13 protein-coding genes are annotated in these 17,133 nt (G+C 70.7%); 7 read left to right on the top strand and 6 right to left on the bottom strand.

Annotated features, from left to right (window positions below):
- Positions 1-27: 27 nt before the first annotated feature.
- Entirely contained in the window at positions 28-966 is a 939-nt protein-coding gene (locus F3L20_RS19610) for an ROK family protein (protein ID WP_167534705.1), read from the bottom strand.
- A 62-nt stretch (positions 967-1,028) separates the two neighbouring features.
- On the opposite strand from F3L20_RS19610, the gene F3L20_RS19605 reads away from it, so the two are divergent.
- From F3L20_RS19605 to F3L20_RS19590, 4 genes are all read left to right on the top strand, one after another.
- The gene (locus tag F3L20_RS19605; RefSeq protein WP_150155471.1) at positions 1,029-1,820 is read left to right on the top strand and encodes a creatininase family protein; all 792 of its coding nucleotides are present in this window, start codon (positions 1,029-1,031) and stop codon (positions 1,818-1,820) included.
- A 23-nt stretch (positions 1,821-1,843) separates the two neighbouring features.
- Positions 1,844-2,971 carry a mandelate racemase/muconate lactonizing enzyme family protein gene (locus F3L20_RS19600; protein ID WP_150155470.1) on the top strand — a complete coding sequence of 376 codons (1,128 nt, stop codon included), beginning with the start codon at positions 1,844-1,846 and terminating at the stop codon, positions 2,969-2,971.
- The gene (locus tag F3L20_RS19595; protein WP_150155469.1) at positions 2,968-3,375 is read left to right on the top strand and encodes a RidA family protein; all 408 of its coding nucleotides are present in this window, start codon (positions 2,968-2,970) and stop codon (positions 3,373-3,375) included. The genes F3L20_RS19600 and F3L20_RS19595 overlap by 4 nt, the downstream gene beginning before the upstream one ends.
- A 118-nt stretch (positions 3,376-3,493) precedes the next feature.
- Positions 3,494-6,418, top strand: a complete 2,925-nt coding sequence (locus tag F3L20_RS19590; protein ID WP_150155468.1) for an FAD-binding and (Fe-S)-binding domain-containing protein — start codon at positions 3,494-3,496, stop codon at positions 6,416-6,418.
- Between the two features lie 43 nt (positions 6,419-6,461).
- Here F3L20_RS19590 and F3L20_RS19585 read toward each other — a convergent pair whose 3' ends face one another.
- Positions 6,462-7,079 (bottom strand): lytic transglycosylase domain-containing protein, encoded by a 618-nt coding sequence (locus F3L20_RS19585; protein WP_150155467.1) that lies wholly within the window; start codon positions 7,077-7,079, stop codon positions 6,462-6,464.
- A 362-nt stretch (positions 7,080-7,441) separates the two neighbouring features.
- Entirely contained in the window at positions 7,442-8,314 is an 873-nt protein-coding gene (locus tag F3L20_RS19580) for an SGNH/GDSL hydrolase family protein (RefSeq protein ID WP_150155466.1), read from the bottom strand.
- Between the two features lie 262 nt (positions 8,315-8,576).
- Here F3L20_RS19580 and F3L20_RS19575 point away from each other — a divergent pair, with 262 nt between their 5' ends.
- From F3L20_RS19575 to secY, 3 genes are all read left to right on the top strand, one after another.
- Entirely contained in the window at positions 8,577-9,134 is a 558-nt protein-coding gene (locus tag F3L20_RS19575) for a TetR/AcrR family transcriptional regulator (RefSeq protein ID WP_150155465.1), read from the top strand.
- Between the two features lie 359 nt (positions 9,135-9,493).
- A complete protein-coding gene (locus F3L20_RS19565) occupies positions 9,494-10,093 on the top strand; it encodes a GPP34 family phosphoprotein (RefSeq protein ID WP_150155464.1) in 600 nt (199 codons plus the stop codon).
- A gap of 226 nt (positions 10,094-10,319) precedes the next feature.
- Positions 10,320-11,627 (top strand): preprotein translocase subunit SecY, encoded by a 1,308-nt coding sequence (secY, locus tag F3L20_RS19560; RefSeq protein ID WP_150155463.1) that lies wholly within the window; start codon positions 10,320-10,322, stop codon positions 11,625-11,627.
- On the opposite strand, the gene F3L20_RS19555 is transcribed toward secY, so the two are convergent.
- The 3 genes from F3L20_RS19555 to F3L20_RS19545 form a co-directional block, all read right to left on the bottom strand.
- Positions 11,606-12,841 carry an SGNH/GDSL hydrolase family protein gene (locus tag F3L20_RS19555; protein ID WP_150155462.1) on the bottom strand — a complete coding sequence of 412 codons (1,236 nt, stop codon included), beginning with the start codon at positions 12,839-12,841 and terminating at the stop codon, positions 11,606-11,608. The genes secY and F3L20_RS19555 overlap by 22 nt on opposite strands.
- A 35-nt stretch (positions 12,842-12,876) precedes the next feature.
- Complete coding sequence (locus F3L20_RS19550; protein WP_150155461.1) at positions 12,877-15,252, bottom strand: glycosyl hydrolase family 95 catalytic domain-containing protein; 2,376 nt, start codon at positions 15,250-15,252, stop codon at positions 12,877-12,879.
- Between the two features lie 66 nt (positions 15,253-15,318).
- Positions 15,319-17,130 carry an alpha-galactosidase D gene (locus tag F3L20_RS19545; protein WP_150155460.1) on the bottom strand — a complete coding sequence of 604 codons (1,812 nt, stop codon included), beginning with the start codon at positions 17,128-17,130 and terminating at the stop codon, positions 15,319-15,321.
- Between the last annotated feature and the right edge of the window lie 3 nt (positions 17,131-17,133).

Raw genomic sequence — 17,133 nt, 5'->3', positions numbered from 1 at the left:
CGCCACCCGCCACCGGCACGACAGCCGCTAGAGGTGCGACAGCACCAGACCCGCCCCGCCCAGAAGGGCCACGTCGTCGACCGCGGCGGCACCGACCAGCACCCGGGGCAGCTCGGCCCCCGCGAAGGCGACCGCGTCCCGCAGCCGCTCCTCCACCACGGTACGGAAGCGCTCACCGCCCTCACGCGCCTCACCGTGCAGGATGAACAGGCCCGGCGCGAACAGCTGCTGCACGTTCACCAGCCCCAGCGCCAGGTTGTGCGCGTACTCCTCCACCACCTGCCCGGCGAGCGCGTCATCCCGGCGCACCAGCGCGGCCAGCGACGTCTCCTCCCCGAGCCCCGCAGCACGCGCCCTGGCCCGCAGCCATCCGGTCGTGGCCAGGGTCTTCCAGCAGCCCCGGTTCCCGCACGTGCACCGCTCGCCGCTGGCCGACACGGTCATGTGCGCGCCGCTGCGCCCACCGGGCGGAGCCAGCACGTCCCCGTCGTAGAGGACACCCACCCCGAGCACCTCGCCGGTCGACACCGAGGCGAACGTGCGCCGTCCGCGGCCCGCGCCGAACCAGCGGTCGCCGAGCACCTGCAGCCGCGCCCGGTGCTCCACCCGCACCCCGGTCCCGGTGAGGGCGGCGAGCCGTTCCGTCACCGGGTAGCCGTGCAGCGCCGGTACGTCGTTGACCTCAAGGATCAACCCGGCGAGGGGGTCCACCAGCCCCGCGGCGGCGACGCCGATCCCCTGGACCTCGTGGCCGGCGAAGACACCGGCCACCTGGGCCAGCGCCCTGTCGATGTCCGCGGGCGTCGCGCCGGCCGCGTCGTAGCGCGACTCGGTGCGGTCGAGCACCTGCCCCGCCGTGGACAGCACGGCCGCCCCGATCCGGCCGGGCACCAGTTCGACGGCACCCAGGCGCCGCGGCGCCGGGGGAGTGGGGGGTCGCTGCGCGGCCTCGGGGACCAGCCGCAACGGAGAACGTTCGTGGACCATGCGCCGACTGTGCCATGGCCGTGTTTCGGAGAGGTAGCACTGTGAGCCAATCGAAACTGAGTGAACTCACCTGGCAGGAGGTGCGCCGGGCCGGCGAGAACGGCCTGGCCCTGCTGCCCGTGGGCTCGCAGGAGCAGCACGCCGGGCACCTGCCCATGGGGACCGACACCCTCCTGGTCGAGGAGGTCGTGGACCGGGCGCTGGACCTCCTCGACCAGGAGGCCTCCGCGTCCTCCGCACCCTCGGCGGCCCCCGTTCCGAACGTCGTGCGGCTGCCCGCGCTGCCGTTCGGACACAGCCCGCACCACCTGTTCGCGGCGGCCGTCTCGCTCTCCGCGTCGACCCTGGGCGCCGTGTTCGACGACATCCTCGACTCGCTCGTGACCAGCGGCCACCACCGGATCATGGTGGTCAACGGGCACGGCGGCAACGACGAGATCATGCGGCTCGCCGTGAAGCGGTTCGCGCTGCGCGCCCAGGTCACGGTCGCGGCCTGCTCGTACTGGACCGTCACCGCCGGTGACGACGAGGCCGAACGGCCGGACGTCACCCCGGGGCACGCCGGATGGTTCGAGACGTCCCTCATGCTCGCGGCCCACCCCGCCCTGGTGCGCACCCCCGTGCCCGCCCGTACCCCCGTCGAACCGCCCCCGCTGTTCGACCACCCGCCGCACCCCGGCCTGACCGTCGAGCGGCACGGCGAATGGCAACGCGTCGCCGGCTCCACCGACGACGCCTCCGGCGCCGACGCCGACCGCGGCGACCGGCTGCTGCACGAACGGGCGCTGGGACTGGCCCGGGCGATCCGCGCCTTCGACGCGGCGAGCCGATGACCCCCATGATGCGAGGAGAAGCAATGAAGATCACCGACGTCGACGTGTGGGTCGTCAACCTCCCACTCGTCAATCCCTTCACGAGTTCCTTCGAGACCAAGACCGGCGAGACTCGCACCGTCGTCCGCGTGCGCACCGACGCGGGCGTCGAGGGCTGGGGCGAGACGATGTGGGGCGCGCCCGTCGCCGCCGTCGTCCGGCAGATGATCCCCGACCTGATCGGTACCAGCCCGTTCGCGCTGGAGGGCTTCCACCGCAAGCAGCACATGGTGCCCTTCTTCTACGGCTACCTCGGCTACGCGGCGATCGCCGCCGTCGACGTCGCCTGCTGGGACGCGATGGGCAAGGCCACCGGCCAGTCCGTCACCGACCTGCTGGGCGGCGCGGTGCGCGACGAGGTGCCGATCACCGCGCTGATCACCCGCGCCGACGCGCCGGGCGCGGCACCCGCCGACCTGCCCAGGGCCATGGCGGAGCACGCGGCACGCGTCGTCGCCGAGGGCGGATTCGAGGCGGTCAAGCTCAAGGGCACCAAGGACTGCGCGGGCGACGTCGCCATCCTGCGCGCCGTCCGCGAGGCGCTGCCCGACGTGAACCTGCGCGTGGACCCGAACGCGGCCTGGTCCGTCCCCGACTCCGTCCGCGCCGGCATCGCCCTGGAGGAACTGGACCTCGAGTATCTGGAGGACCCCTGCGCCGGCATCGAGGGCATGGCACAGGTGAAGGCCAAGATACGCATCCCGCTGTGCACCAACATGTGCGTCGTCCGCTTCGAGGAGTTCGCCCCCGCCATGCGGCTGAACGCGGTCGACGTCATCCACGGCGACGTCTACAAGTGGGGCGGCATCGCCGCGACCAAGGCGCTCGCCGCGCACTGCGAGACCTTCGGCCTGGGCATGAACCTGCACAGCGGCGGCGAACTGGGCATCGCCACGGCCGCCCACCTGGCCGTCGTGTCGAGCACGCCCGTCCTCTCGCGGGCCATCGACAGCATGTACTACCTGCACGCCGACGACATCACCGAGCCCCTGCACCTGGAGAACGGCCGGCTGCGGGTGCCGTCGGGGCCGGGCCTGGGCGTGAGCGTCGACGAGGACAAGCTCCGCCACTACGCGGGCGTCAACGAGAGGGACGGTGACCTGACCGGATGAGCGAGCCGCTCGGTATGCGAGCCGTGGACACGCCCGCGGCTCCCCGTCCCGCGGGCGCCTACTCCCAGGGCGTGGTGGCCGGCGGTTTCCTGTTCACGGCCGGATTCGGCCCGCAGGACCCCGCCACCGGCGCCGTGCCGGAGGGCGTGGGCGCGCAGACCGCTCAGGTCCTGCGCACCATCGGCGCGGTCCTCGCCACCCACGGCCTGTCCCTGCGGGACGTCGTGAAGGTCACGGCGCACCTGCAGCACCTCAGGAGGGACTTCGCCGCGTACGACGCGGCCTACCGGGAGTTCTTCGAGGAACCCTGCCCGGTGCGCACCACGGTCGGGTCCGACCTGATGGACATCCTCGTGGAGATCGACGTGGTGGCCGTGCTGCCCGACCGGGAACCGCCCGGGTGAAGCCTCCGCCCGCCATGTGACGCTCGGCCCGCCGGTCCGACGGGACCGGCGCGACCGGGCGGAATACGCCGCCGTACGCTGAACAGCACCGACCGACATCGTGTGGGAGTCGAACGTCATGCCCTTGCTGGAACCCAAGCCGGAAGCCCTCCGTCCCGGCACGGCCCGTGCCGCGGCCGCCGACCGGGTGCCCGACGAGGGGGCCACGGGCACCCCCGAGGCGCTCCGCGCCGGCCTGACCGCCCTGCTGGGGCCCGACAAGGTCCTGTGGAAGATCTCCGACCTGGTGAAGTACGCCTCCGACGCCAGCCCCTACCGGTTCGTCCCGCAGGTCGTCGTCCTCCCGGAGAACACCGACGACGTCTCGGCGGTGATGGCGTACGCCCGTGACCACGGCCGCCAGGTCGTCTTCCGGGCCGCCGGCACCAGTCTCAACGGCCAGGCGCAGGGCGAGGACATCCTCGTCGACGTGCGCCGGCACTTCACCGGCATCGAGGTCCTGGACGACGGCGCCCGCGCCCGGATCCGGCCCGGCACCACGGTCATGCGGGCCAACGCGACCCTCGCCCGGCACGGCAGGATCCTGGGGCCGGACCCGGCCAGCGCCATCGCGTGCACGGTCGGAGGCGTCGTCGCCAACAACGCCTCCGGCATGACCGCCGGCACCACACGCAACTCCTACCGCACCCTCGCCTCACTGACCTTCGTCCTGCCGAGCGGCACGGTCGTCGACACCGCCGACCCGCACGCCGACGAGACACTGGCGCGCACCGAACCCGGCCTGTGCGAAGGGCTGCTGGCACTCAAGGCGGAGATCGAGGCGGACGCCGAACTGACCGCCCGCATCCGCGCCAAGTACGAGATCAAGAACACCAACGGCTACCGGCTGGACGCCTTCCTCGACGGCGCCACGCCCGTCCAGATCCTGCGCGGGCTCATGGTCGGCTCCGAGGGCACCTTCGGCTTCATCTCCGCGGTGGTCTTCGACACCCTGCCGCTGGAGCGCAGGACCACCAGCGGTCTGCTCTTCTTCCCGTCACTGACCTCCGCCGCGGCAGCCGTCCCCCTGTTCAACGAGGCCGGGGCCATCGCCGTCGAGCTGATGGACGGCAACACGCTGCGCGCCTCGGTGAGCGTGCGGGGTGTGCCGGCCGACTGGGCCGGCCTGCCGCGGGAGACCGCGGCGCTGCTCGTCGAGTTCCGCGCCCCCGACGAGGCGGGCCAGGAGGCCTTCGAGCGGGCGGCGGCCCAGGTCGTCGACCGCCTCGACCTGGTCGCCCCCGTCGCCTCGGTGACCAACGCGTTCACCCGCGACCCCAAGGTGATCTCCGGCTACTGGAAGGCCCGCAAGGCCTTCGTCACCGCCGTCGGCGGCTCCCGCCCCGCGGGCACCACCCTGATCACGGAGGACTTCGCGGTGCCGCCGTCCCGGCTGGCCGAAGCCTGCCAGGACCTGCTCGGACTCCAGGCGGAGCACGGCTTCGACGCCGCCGTCGCCGGTCACGCCGCCCACGGCAACCTGCACTTCCTGCTCGCCTTCGACGCGTCGAAGACCTCCGACGTCGACCGGTACGCCGCGTTCATGGACGACTTCTGCCGGATGACCGTGGAACGCTTCGACGGGTCGCTCAAGGCCGAGCACGCCACCGGACGCAACATCGCCCCCTTCCTGGAGATGGAATGGGGGCCCCGGGCCACCGAGCTGATGTGGCGGATCAAGCAACTGATCGATCCCCGGGGCGTCCTGGCACCCCGGGTCGTCCTCGACCGTGACCCCAGGGCCCACCTGCGCGGACTGAAGACGATCCCCGGCATCGAGCCCGTCGCCGACCCTTGCATCGAGTGCGGCTTCTGCGAACCCACCTGCCCCAGCCACGACCTGACCACCACCCCACGCCAACGCATCGTGCTGCGACGGGAGATGCTGCGCCAGCCGGACGGATCACCCGTGGAGGAACAACTCCTCGCCTCCTACGGCTACGACGCGGTCGACACCTGCGCGGGCGACTCCACCTGCGCGATCGCCTGCCCGGTCGGCATCGACACCGGCGCGATGATGAAGGACTTCCGTCACCGGCGGCACTCACCGCGCGAGGAGCGCATCGCCGCACTCACCGCCAGGCACTTCAAGACCGTGGAGGCGTCGGCACGCCTCGCGGTCGGCGCGGCGGAGAAGATCAGCGACCGGCTGCTGGGGGCCGCGACCGGCCTCGCCCGCAAGGCCGTACGTCCCGACCTGATGCCCGAGTGGCTGCCCGAGATCCCGGGCGCGGCCGCCCGCACCGCACCGCCCACCTCCCGCACGGGTGCGAGCGCCGTTTACTACCCGGCCTGCGTCAACCGTATCTTCGCCGGACCCGAGGACGACCGCAGCCCCTCGCTCCAGCAGGCCGTGGTCGACGTGTCGGCCCGCGCCGGCCGGCCGGTGTGGATCCCCGAGGACGTCGCCGGAACCTGCTGCTCGACGATCTGGCACTCCAAGGGCTACGAGGACGGCAACACGCTGATGGCCAACCGTGTCGTCGAGGCCGCCTGGGCGTGGACCGACGGCGGACGGCTCCCGCTGGTCGTCGACGCCTCCTCCTGCACGCTCGGCATCCAGCACGAGGTCGTCCCCTACCTCACCGACGCCAACCGGGAGCTGCACGGGCGCCTGGACGTGGTCGACTCCGTCGTGTGGGCCGCCGAGGAACTCCTGCCACGGCTGACCGTCCGCCGGACGGCCGGTTCGGCGGTGCTCCACCCGACCTGCTCGATGCAGCACCTGGGCGACGTGGACCAACTCCGCGCGGTCGCGGACGCGATCGCCGACGAGGTCGTCGTCCCGGACGACGCGGGCTGCTGCGCCTTCGCCGGCGACCGGGGCATGCTGCACAAGGAGCTGACGGCGTCGGCGACGGCGAAGGAGGCCGCGGAAGTCACCTCCCGCGCCTACGACGCCCACCTGTCCGCCAACCGCATGTGCGAGATCGGCATGGACCGTGCGACGGGCCGCGCGTACTACTCGATCCTGATCGAACTGGACCGCGCCACCCGCCCCTGAACCGCCTCGCACCGGCCACTGTCACGGTGTTCCCCTTACGGAGTCACACCTCTGCGTCGCGATGCGTCGCCACTGGGTGCGCCGCGCCGCCGTCGGGCAGTGACGCGGCGGCTCGTTCCCGGTTGGCGCGGAAACGGCGCAGGTACGAGCGTGCCATGGGGCCCGGCGGGATGCCGCGGGCGAAGGCGCGCATGTTGCGTTCGCCGGTGTTGTAGCCGAGGGCCAGGAGTTCGTCGCGGGTGTAGCGGCGTACGTGCCGCCGGGGGAGGCTCCGGTCGAGGTCCCGCAGGTGGAGGGCCGCCGTGCGGATGGCGAAGGCAGGGTCGTCGCGCAGGTCCTGCCACCGTCCTTGCAGGCCGTGCGACCGCCGAACCCGCTCGAACGTCGCCCGGTGCATGTTGGCCACGCCGAAGGACGCCCCGGGCTTCCACCATTGCCACAACCGCTCCAGCAAGGGGTGGTGGGGCTTGTACGCCTCGTTGTGCAGCACGGTCATCACGAGGACGGGGGACACACCGGCCTCCCGGGCGCTGTGCACCACGGCATCGGCGTAGTCGGCCGGCGTGTAGTCGTGGGGACGGAGTGGCGGCGTTCGGACGTCCTCACGGTCCGCGGGCGGCTGGACTTCCGGTTCCGCCGTCGGCACCCGTCGTCGGGCCATGGCAGTCACCCCTTCTCCGTCGTCGGTCGTCGTGGGACTGCACGTGCCCCCGAGTCCTTTCCGCAATCCGGACGCGCGCGGCGGACAGGAGGAGCCGAGGCCGCCGCCCCGCCACCACCTCGACACGCCGATCGAGACCGGGGCGAGGGGACCGCGCACATCGCGGGAGCAGTGGGGCGCGCGAGCTGGAGTGCGTCGTCCGGGGCCCGCACGCGCGCGGGCGTCCAATGCGGAACTGGAGGCGGTGGAGCGCGTGCGCGACGCCCTGGTGGCAGCCGGCGCGGAATCCGTGACGGTCTCCGCCCGCATCGACGCTCCGACGGTCGGAACGGATCGGTCGACGGCGGTAGCGCGAGATGCCGTCAGCTCAGGCCGAGAACGCTCATGGTGTGCTCGGCCATGCGCCGCTCTCCTAGGGCGTTGGGGTGGACGGGCACCACGCTGGTGCCGAAGAGCAGCGGCTCGATCCACCGGGTCCCGCCGGCCTTGCACGCGTCGTGGCCGTCGGACACCTGGGAGAAGTCCACGTAGGTGGCGCCGGTCTCCTCGCTGGCCCGCTCGACCGCCGCGTTCAGACGGGCCTGTATGTCGCGCAGGTACGGCACGTCACCTTCGGCGACCGGCAGCTTCACGAAGCACGACCGGTCGGCCTGGGCCGGTGTGATCCACGGGTAACCCAGCACGGCCACGCGGGCGTTGGGCGCCTTGGCGCGTACGGCCCGCAGGGCGCTCCTCAGCGCGGGGTAGGTGTTCTTCTCGATCTCGTCGGTGAAGGAGGAGCCGTGCCGGTCCTTGCAGGGGCTGCCCTTGCCGAGGGTGAGGAGACCCGCGCTGCCGCACGCCGTGATGGCATTGATGAAGGTGCCGTTGTCGTTGCCGCCGATCGTCAGTGTCACCAGGTCGGTGTCCGCGTCGAGCGCGTTCACCTGCGGCGCCACCCCGGGGTACTGCGACGAGGTGAAGTCCTTCGTCTGGGCCGCCCCGCAGGTCACGTCCTTCAGGTGAGCGCCCGTTCGGGACGCGATCACATGGGGATAGTTCACGGTGGAGCGCAGACACAGAAGGTTGGTCGGGTCGACCGGCAGCACGCCCGAACCGGCGCTGTAGCTGTCGCCGAGGGCGACGTACTCCAGCGAGTCGGACGCGTGGGCGGTGCCGCCCGTGAGGCTCAGGGCGAGCGCCCCGACGAGCGCGAATGATGTGGCCATGACATTGCGCGGGGCGTGCTTCGGCATATGATCCCTCTCTTGGGGGCGGAGCTGCGGGTGCGGCGGCCGACAGGGCAGGCCGGCAGCGAGGAACGGAGCGGTGCGGACGGGGAGAAGCGCCTGGCCGAACGGTTACCGGAGGTTCTACCGTCAAGTAATGTGCAGTGCTCCTGAGGAGGAGTCAACAATGTTGACCGAACTTCTTGAAACGCTCACGTGATCCCAAGCCGGCCCCGGTGATTGTGTGAACGCGCAGTTGCGAAGCGCGGGGCCGCCTATCCTGACCCGCATGCTGCAGACCGGCTCCGGCACTTCGACCCGTGACTCCATCCACGCGGCCGCCGCCGAACTCTTCCGGGCCAGGGGCTTCTCCAGGACGACCGTCCGTCAGATCGCGGCCGCCGCCGACACGGACCCCGCACTGGTGATCCGTCATTTCAAGAGCAAGGAGCAGCTGTTCCTGGAGACCATGCATCTGACGCTCGACGACGCACCACTGCTCGACGTGCCCCAGGAGCAGCTGGGGCAACGGCTCGTCGAACTCCTCGTCGATCTCAACGGCTCCGCACGGGGTGTCTTCCTCGCCCTCGTGCACGGCGGCAACGAACCGCACATCCACGACCGTCTGCGTGACACACACGAGCACCTCTTCGTCGCGCCCCTGCGTCGCCGCCTGTCCGGCCCCGACGCCGACCTCCGTGCGCGCATGGCGGCCGCCCTGGCGGGAGGACTGCTGTACGCACTGTGGGTGGCGGACGACCGGACCCTGCTCCGCATGGACCGCGCGGACCTGGTCTCGCGATACGGAGCGCTGCTCCAGGAGGTGCTGACGCCGCGCACCCCGTGACGCGGCCTCGCGGCCGCGACCGTGCCCCCCCGCTGCCTCAGGTGTCCGCAGCCGTCGGGCACCCAGTGCCGTCAGGGGTCCGCAGCCGTCCGGCATCCTGTGCCCTCAGGCGGCGTACGAAATCGTCGAACGACCCGTGCCGTCAGGCGTACGGCGTTCACTCCATCGGCCTCCGGCACCCGGCCCCGCGGCCCGGCCGGGGCGCCGATCGGCGCGGGCCGGTGGAGCATGCAGATGCCGGGACCATCGGACGCACGACGCACGACGCACGACGCACGACGCACGACGCACGACGCACGACGCACGACGCACGACGGCCGTGACCGCCGGCGCCGTCCTTCCTCCCTCACGGAGCCGCCATGACCACCGCCCATGATCTGGCGGCCCTCGCTGCCGCTCCCGAAACCGGCCCGGCCCCCGACCAGGGGGACCTGTCCTTGGTCCTCGCGGGAGCCGAGCTGCTCGACCTCGCCGACGTGCGGGCGGTCGTTCTCGGGGCCGACAGGATCACGCCGGTCGTCCCGCCGCACGACGTGGACCCGATGCTGACGGAAGCCGCGTCCGAACTCACTCGGGAACCCCCGTACGAGACCGTGGAGAGCTGGCTCTGGCGCCGGGGAGCCGGGCTGGCCGCACGCTACGCCGTCGCGATGGAAGCGGCCGAACCGTACGGGCCGCAGCGGTCGCACCGCCGCCCCTTCCGCCGCCCCCGTCCCGTGGTCAGCCCTCTCGCGGTGCGCCACGGGGTCGACCGCCTGCGTGCGGGCGACCCCGTCTTCGTCGGTCTCGCTGCCGCGGCGGGCATGGCGGAGGCGCCCGCGGACGTGTTCGGGGGCCTCGCCGACGACGAGACCGCCGTCCTCGCCGCGATCCATCAGGCCATCACCCAGTTGGCCGCGGAACGGCAGCGCAGATCGGCGCAACAAGGAGCCTTCGACACCATCTGGCAGACACCGTGACCGCGGCCCCGCCACGCGCCGCGCGGGACCGGCCTCGCCGGACACGTCCGTAGCTCTCCCAGAGCCGCAGGACCTGCCGGTCCGGGCCGGTTCGTGCAGCATGGGTCCGAGGAGCCGGGGACCGGCGCCCGCCGGTCCCGCGCGTCGGACCGACGGCGGACGCGGCGAACCACACGCCTCACCCGAGCCACTGGCCCCGCTGCCGGCCCGCACTGAAGGAAGCCTCGTGCTGAACGCATTCAAGCGTGTGTTCCAAACGCCCGATCTGCGTAAGAAGCTGGCCTTCACACTCGGCATCATCGTGCTCTTCCGGATCGGGTCGCATGTGCCCATCCCCGGAGTGGATTACAGGGCGGTCCAGAGCTGCGTGGATTCCGTCTCCGATTCGAGCGGCATCCTCGGGCTGGTCAATCTGTTCAGCGGCGGGGCACTTCTGCAGATCACGGTGTTCGCCCTGGGAATCCTGCCCTACATCACGGCGAGCATCATCCTCCAGTTGCTGACGGTGGTCATCCCGCGTCTCGACGCGCTGAAGAAGGAAGGGCCGTCCGGTCAGGCGAAGATCACCCAGTACAGCCGCTACCTCACCCTGGCGCTTGCCATCCTGCAGGCAACCGGACTCGTCGCGACCGCCCGCAGCGGGTCCCTCTTCCCGAACTGTCCGCAGGCCGCGCAGATCGTCCCGGACGATTCCGTCTTCCGCACCGCGGTCATGATCCTCACCATCACGGCCGGCACGGCGTGCGTCATGTGGTTCGGTGAACTCATCACCGAGCGCGGGGTCGGCAACGGCATGTCCATGCTGATCTTCTTGTCGATCGCCTCCACGCTCCCGAGCGCGCTGTGGGCCGTGAAGGAGGAGAGCTCACTCGCCGGAGGATGGCTCGCCTTCGGTGTCGTCGTGCTGGTGGGACTCGTCATGGTGGGCCTGGTCGTCTTCGTGGAGCAGGCCCAGCGCCGCATTCCGGTGCAGTACGCGAAGCGCATGATCGGCCGTAAGTCGTACGGGGGTACGGCCACCTACATCCCGTTGAAGGTGAATCAGGCCGGCGTCGTCCCGGTCATTTTCGCGTCGTCGCTCCTCTACCTCCCCGCGCTGGTCGCACAGTTCGCCGGCTCGGGCACCGGGTGGGCCGACTGGATCAACAACAACCTCACCAAGGGGAACCACCCCGTCTACGTGGCGGTCTACTTCGTCCTCATCGTCTTCTTCGCCTTCTTCTACGTGGCGATCACGTTCAATCCGGACGAGGTGGCCGGGAACATCAAACAGGCCGGGGGATTCGTGCCGGGCATTCGTGCGGGAAAGGCCACGGCACAGTATCTCGGCTATGTTCTCAACCGGCTCACCTGGCCCGGATCGCTCTACCTCGGACTGATCGCCCTCGTTCCGACGGTGGCGCTCGGCAATTTCGGCAGTGCCAATCAGCTGACGGGCACCAGCATTCTGATCATCGTGAGCGTGGGCCTGGAAACCGTCAAACAGATCAGCAGCCAGATCGAACAGCACCGCTACGAGGGTTTCCTGCGCTGAGGACCGAAGGACGCCGAGGCCACCGTGGCCGGTCCTGGCCAGGCCGAGGAGCAGTCGAGCCCCGCGAGGTCGACGGCGTCGGCCATGGCCCGCATGCCCTTGTCGTTGGGATGCAGGTGGTCGCCGTTGTCGAGGAAGGGGAGCATGCGCCCGGGATCGTAGGGGCTGCGCAGCGCCCGGTCGAAGTCGGCCACGCCGTCGAACTCGCCGCTGCCGCGGATGAACGCGTTGACCTCCTGCCGTACGGCTTCTCCAGCCTCGTCCCACTCGGACCAGCCCTTGTAGGGCCCGACGGTGGCGCCGACCACGCACAGGCCGGCGTCACGGGACCTCTTGATGATCTCCCGGTACCCGTTGATCAGGTCCTGTGCGGTGACCCCGGTGTGCGCCTTGATGTCGTTGATGCCCTCGAAGAGGAACACGGTACGGACACCCGGGTGGGACAGGACATCGCGATCCAGCCGGTCGATGGCGCTCTGTCCGGCACCGTCGGCCAGCACCTTGTTGCCTGAGATGCCCTCGTTGGCGACGCCTTTGATGGTGGTGACGGAGGAGGTGCTCAGTCGGCGGGACAGGTAGTCGGGCCAGCGGCGGTTCAGATCGGTCGAGGACTGCCACCCGTCCGTGATGGAGTCACCCAACGCGACCACCGCGCCGACGGTGGCACCGGTCCGTACGGTGACGGCGTCGACGTAGAACCAGGAGCCGGTCCGGGTGGTCCAGTCGGAGGCGCTCTCGTCGGCGGTGTGATCGCCCTGGGTGACGTAGGACGTCGCCATGGCCATTCCGTGGCCGGTGGCGGGGCCCGCGGCGTCCGGGCTGTGCACGCTGATGACCAGGTCGGACCCGGCGGCCAGCCGGCCGGGCAGCGGATCGGTGTGGACGGTCTGTCCCGCGGGCACGGTGACCGAGCGGGCACCGTCGAAGGTGAGCCGCTTGTTGCTGCCGCGTACCAGCTCGGCCCCCGACTTCTGGCGGCCCGCGTAGACGCTGTCGAAGGTCACCGGCCGGTCGCCGAAGGCGTTGGACAGGCGGATCCGCACGCTGTCGCCGCCGACGCTCGTGTGCACGACCAGACGGTAGCCCCGCCCGGCAACTCCTTCCCCCAGACGGTCGGCACTGGCACCCCACGTGACGACGTCGTGCCGGCGAGTCGCCGTCCCGGAGTCGGAGGCCGGCGCCTGTCCGGAGAGGACGGTCACGGTCAGCGTCATGGCGAGTGCTCCGCCCAGGGACGCGATCCGCCGGCTCACCGGCCGAGACCCTTCAGTGTGACGGAATCACCGGGTTCGAGCTTGACGGTGCGGGAGCGGCTCCCGAACACGACCGTCGTCGTGCGTCCGCCGACACTGCGGATCCGCACCCGCGTGGGTCGGCCGTTGCGCCACGTCAGGTCCACGACGAAGCCGCCCCGCGCGGGAAGCCCGGTGATGTGACCGGACGCGGCCCAGGCATCCGGCAGAGCCGGAAGCAGTTCGAGACGGCCTGGCCGTGAATACAGCAGCATCTCGGTCATCGCGGCCGGGGTGCCGAAGTTGGCGTCGATCTGGAAGATGCCACGGCCGCTCTCCACCTCGTAGATGTCGAAGAGGTTGAAGGCGGTGCCGTTGCTGCCGCCGCTGGACGGGCGCAGGTTGTTGATCACGAGCTGATAGGCGTTCTCGGCGTTCTTGAGGCGTGCCCAGCACAGGCTGCGCCAGGCGTTGGCCCAGCCGAAGCTGTTCATGCCGCGCGCGGTCAGCTGGGCAGTTGCTCCCTCGACGATCTCCGCGGGAGTGGAGCCGTCCGGGCGGATACGGTCGCCGGGGAAGAGACCGACCAGCCCGGACAGGTGCCGGTGCGTGGTCTCGCCGAGGTTCTCGGGCGACATCCACTCCTCCAGCCAGCCCGTCTTCGGACTCACCCGCGGCAGGTGGAGGCGCTTGCGCAGGCCGGAAACGGTGTCGGCGTAGGCGGCGTCCTTCTTCAGCAGGGCTGCCGCGGCGGCGAAATTGCCGAACAGTGTCCACACCAGTTCCTGGGCGTAGGTGATGCCCTTGGCGTCGAGTGGGCCGTGCTCCGGGGACCAGTCGCTGTCCGCGATCAGCACTTCCTCGGCGGTGCCGGGGAGGGTGTGGGTGAGCAGTCGTGCCTCCCAGAACTCACAGGCACCCTTGAGGAGCGGGTAGATCTTCGCGAGGTAGGCGGGCGACTGGGTGTACTCGTAGTGCTCGTACAGGCTGTTGCACAGCCAGGCGTTGCCTGCCGGGTGCCACCACCAGCCTCCTCCGCCGTAGGGGTTGGTGGAGATGGCAACGGTCCACCCTGCGATCCGGCCGGTGGAGTTGCGGTAGCGGTTGCGGGGGTCGTTGAACAGCTGCCGGGTGAGCTCGGTCCAGGACGGGAGCTGGGCGAGGCAGTAGTCGGTGAGGGCGTCGAAGCACCGCGACAGGCCGGTCCGGTCGGCCATCCAGTAGTTCATCTGGAGGTTGATGTCCGTGTGGTAGTCGCCCATCCAGTCCGGGTCGTTGCCGTCCAGCCACAGTCCCTGGAGGTTCAGGGGCAGGCTGCCGCGTGAACCGGAGATCATGAGGTAGCGGCCGAACTGCAGGTAGGCCGCCTCCAGTTCGGGGTCGGGGGTGCGGTCCCGTGCGCGGGCGTGGAGACGTTCCCAGGTGTCGAGTTCGCGCTGCTCGGTCGAGGAGTCGCCGAGCGAGAGGTCGAGCTGGCCGTAGAGTTCGCGGTAGTCGGCGACATGGGTGCGCCGTAGGGCGTCCGCGGATTCCGAGGCGGCGTCGCGGACCTTGGTGCGGGCCAGGCGCGTGGGGTCGAGCGCGGGGTCGCGGAAGCCGGCGGCGGCGTCGGGCGCGTAGTTGGTGCCCGCACTCACCACGATGGTCAGGTCCGTGCAGTCGGAGAAGATGATCTCGGTGCCGTTGACGGTGACGTCACCGCCTCTGCTGCGGGCCTTGACCGCTGCGCCGTAGCGCAGTCCGTTCGCGAGGGTTGCCCCGAACGAGCCGGCGGAGGTCGTCTTCTCACCGTGGGTGCCGGTCAAGGTGATCGTTCCGGTGTAGCGTCCGCCGCCACTCTGGGTGAAGTGCAGGACGATGACGTCGTCGGGGTGGCTGGCGTACATCTCGCGCCGGTAGGTGACGCCGGAGCGGACGTAGGAGCTGGTGACCACGCCCTGGGAGAGGTCGAGGTTCCGGCGGTAGCCATGGACGGAGCCGAGGTCGTGGCCGGGGAGGTCGACGGTGAGCCGGGCGAGCAGGGTGAAGGAGCCGAAGTCGGTGCGCGCGTAGGGGAACTGGCCGTCCTGGTCCAGGGTGTCGTTGAGGCCGCCGGTCCACATCGTGGCGTCGGTGATCAGCAGCAGCTCACGGCCGGGGTCGTTGCTCGCGAGCGCTCCGATACGGCCGTTGCCGATGGGCAGGCCCTGCTCGATGAGTGAGCCCTCGTCGCCGGGGGCCTGCCACCACAGCTGGTGGCGGGCGGCGTCGGCGGGCAGGGCGGTTCCGGCGGGGCGTGCGGGGGTGGCGGAGACGGAGAAGGTGGGCAGCGTGCCGAGGGCGGTGGTGAGGCCTGCCGTGGTGGCGAGGGAGAGAAGGGTGCGTCTGCTCGGCTGGTTCGGGCCGGGGGTCATGGCGGCTCCGGTGGCGTGAGGAGAGGGGCCCGGCGCGGGCCGGGCCCCTGGGGACGGGGCGCGGGGCTACTTCTGCACGTCGATCCGGTCGATGTCCGGCGCGTAGCCGTCGCTGCCGCTGTCGATGGTGATCGTGTTCGCTCCGGCCTTCAGCTTCACCGGCACATGGACGCTGTTCACCGTGGACCAGTCACCCGTGGAGGCGAAGGTGTGGGAGGTGGCGCCGCCGCCGTTGGCGGAGACCAGGGCGGACCGGGCGTCACCGCTGATGTAGGAGATCCGGACCTGGTAGGTGCCGGCCTTGCGTACGACGACGTCGCCGATCGTGAGCTTGCCGCCGCCGTAGAGGTTGCCCACCTTGCGGCCGTCGGAGCAGGCGGAGCAGTCGGCCGTGGAGGCGTTGCCGCTCAGGCTCCCCGCCTCGGCCTCGTAGCCGGTCCACTCGAGGCTGCTGCCGTGCGGGGTGACGGTGAACAGCCGGGAACCGTGCGCGGGCAGCGCCTGGGTGATCTTGTCCCGGTAGATGCCGAGGTTCTCCCTGTTCCACACGTCACGCACCGAGGCCTTGCCCGTGAAGCCGAGGGCAGACCAGTTGGCCGTGACCGAGGCGGGTGCGTCCGCCAGGTTGAACAGCGCCACGGTGTAGGTGCCGTCGGGGTTCCTCGCGGCCCACACCTGCTGCGGGTCGGACGCGGTGACGGGTGCGGCGGGCGGCGCGCCGGCCTGGTTGATCGCGATGACCTCGCGGTTGGTGAGCAGCGACAGCCCGTAGGAGTCCAGCTTGGTGAGGTCGTCGCCGGTGTACAGCGGGGACTTGGCGATCGCCCACAGGGTCGCGTAGCTCTGCCGCTCGGCCTTGGTGAGGCCGTCCATCTCACCGTTGCCGACGTTGAGGGAGTCCAGGTCGTTCCAGCCGCCGGGTCCGGCGTGGGCGGTCCAGGCCGGGGCGTCGGCCCACCGGTCGTCGACCGAGCTCTCCCAGCTGACCAGGGTGTTGCAGTAGCACTCGACGTCGGTGTCGATGCGCCAGCCGTTGGAGTACTTCTTCCAGTCCTCCACGTGTCCGTGGTCGAGGGACCAGGACAGCTCCAGGTGGATCGGGCGGCCGGCGGTGGCGATGGCCTTCTGCCAGGCGGCCACGTCGGCGACGTTGTCGTAGTTGTCGCCGCTCTTGAAGGAGCCGGGGCCGACGCCGTCGAGCTTCAGGAAGTCGTAGCCCCAGTCGGCGAACATCCGCGCCTGGGAGTCGATGTACTTCTGCGCGCAGGGGTCGGAGAAGTCGATCTTGTACGAGCTGTCCCAGCCGTTGGTGGTGCGCAGGTCGTCGTACACGATGTCGGCGGTGGTGCAGCCCTCGGCGTTCCAGATCGGCGTGGTGCCGTCGCCGTAGGCCGCCTTCTCCAGGCCGACGGGGAGGTAGATACCTGCCTTCAGGCCCTTGGAGTGGATGCGGTCGGCGACGGCCTTCATACCGCTGGGGAAGCGCTCGGGATCGGCCTTCTGCCGGCCGTACGCGTCGTACTGCGGCGTCCACGACCAGTCCATCCACCAGCCGGCGTCGATGTTGACGTACTCGTAGCCGTACGGCTTGAGTTTGGCCGCCATGGCGTCGGCCTGCTTGAGGACGTTCGCCTCGGTGAGATAGCTGTAGTCGCCCTTGGGGTTGAGCCCCGGGTACTTGGACGACTGCATGGTCCAACTGGTCCAGCCCATGTAGGGCTTGGCGGCCAGGGGAGCGGTCGTCGCCAACGGGGCCGTGAAGGTCTCCGGCGTGGCCTGCGCGGCCGGTACGGCGGTGGCCACCGCGGCGGTGAGGGCCAGCACGACGGCGGCTCTCGCAGCGCGTGCGGGCAAGGGAGTGTTCGGGGATGACGGCATGGG

Source organism: Streptomyces tendae (genome assembly GCF_008632955.1).
In the GTDB taxonomy this organism is placed as follows: Bacteria; Actinomycetota; Actinomycetes; order Streptomycetales; family Streptomycetaceae; genus Streptomyces.
The sequence above is the reverse complement of the archived record's forward strand: the minus strand, read 5'-3'. Positions and strand labels throughout refer to the sequence as shown.

Coding starts and splice junctions, on each gene's coding strand:
- F3L20_RS19600 (WP_150155470.1), top strand. CDS start 1,844: ATGAAGATCACCGACGTCGACGTGTGGGTCGTCAACCTCCCACTCGTC.
- F3L20_RS19595 (WP_150155469.1), top strand. CDS start 2,968: ATGAGCGAGCCGCTCGGTATGCGAGCCGTGGACACGCCCGCGGCTCCC.
- F3L20_RS19590 (WP_150155468.1), top strand. CDS start 3,494: ATGCCCTTGCTGGAACCCAAGCCGGAAGCCCTCCGTCCCGGCACGGCC.
- F3L20_RS19585 (WP_150155467.1), bottom strand. CDS start 7,079: ATGGCCCGACGACGGGTGCCGACGGCGGAACCGGAAGTCCAGCCGCCC.
- F3L20_RS19580 (WP_150155466.1), bottom strand. CDS start 8,314: ATGCCGAAGCACGCCCCGCGCAATGTCATGGCCACATCATTCGCGCTC.
- F3L20_RS19575 (WP_150155465.1), top strand. CDS start 8,577: ATGCTGCAGACCGGCTCCGGCACTTCGACCCGTGACTCCATCCACGCG.
- F3L20_RS19565 (WP_150155464.1), top strand. CDS start 9,494: ATGACCACCGCCCATGATCTGGCGGCCCTCGCTGCCGCTCCCGAAACC.
- F3L20_RS19555 (WP_150155462.1), bottom strand. CDS start 12,841: ATGACGCTGACCGTGACCGTCCTCTCCGGACAGGCGCCGGCCTCCGAC.
- F3L20_RS19550 (WP_150155461.1), bottom strand. CDS start 15,252: ATGACCCCCGGCCCGAACCAGCCGAGCAGACGCACCCTTCTCTCCCTC.
- F3L20_RS19545 (WP_150155460.1), bottom strand. CDS start 17,130: ATGCCGTCATCCCCGAACACTCCCTTGCCCGCACGCGCTGCGAGAGCC.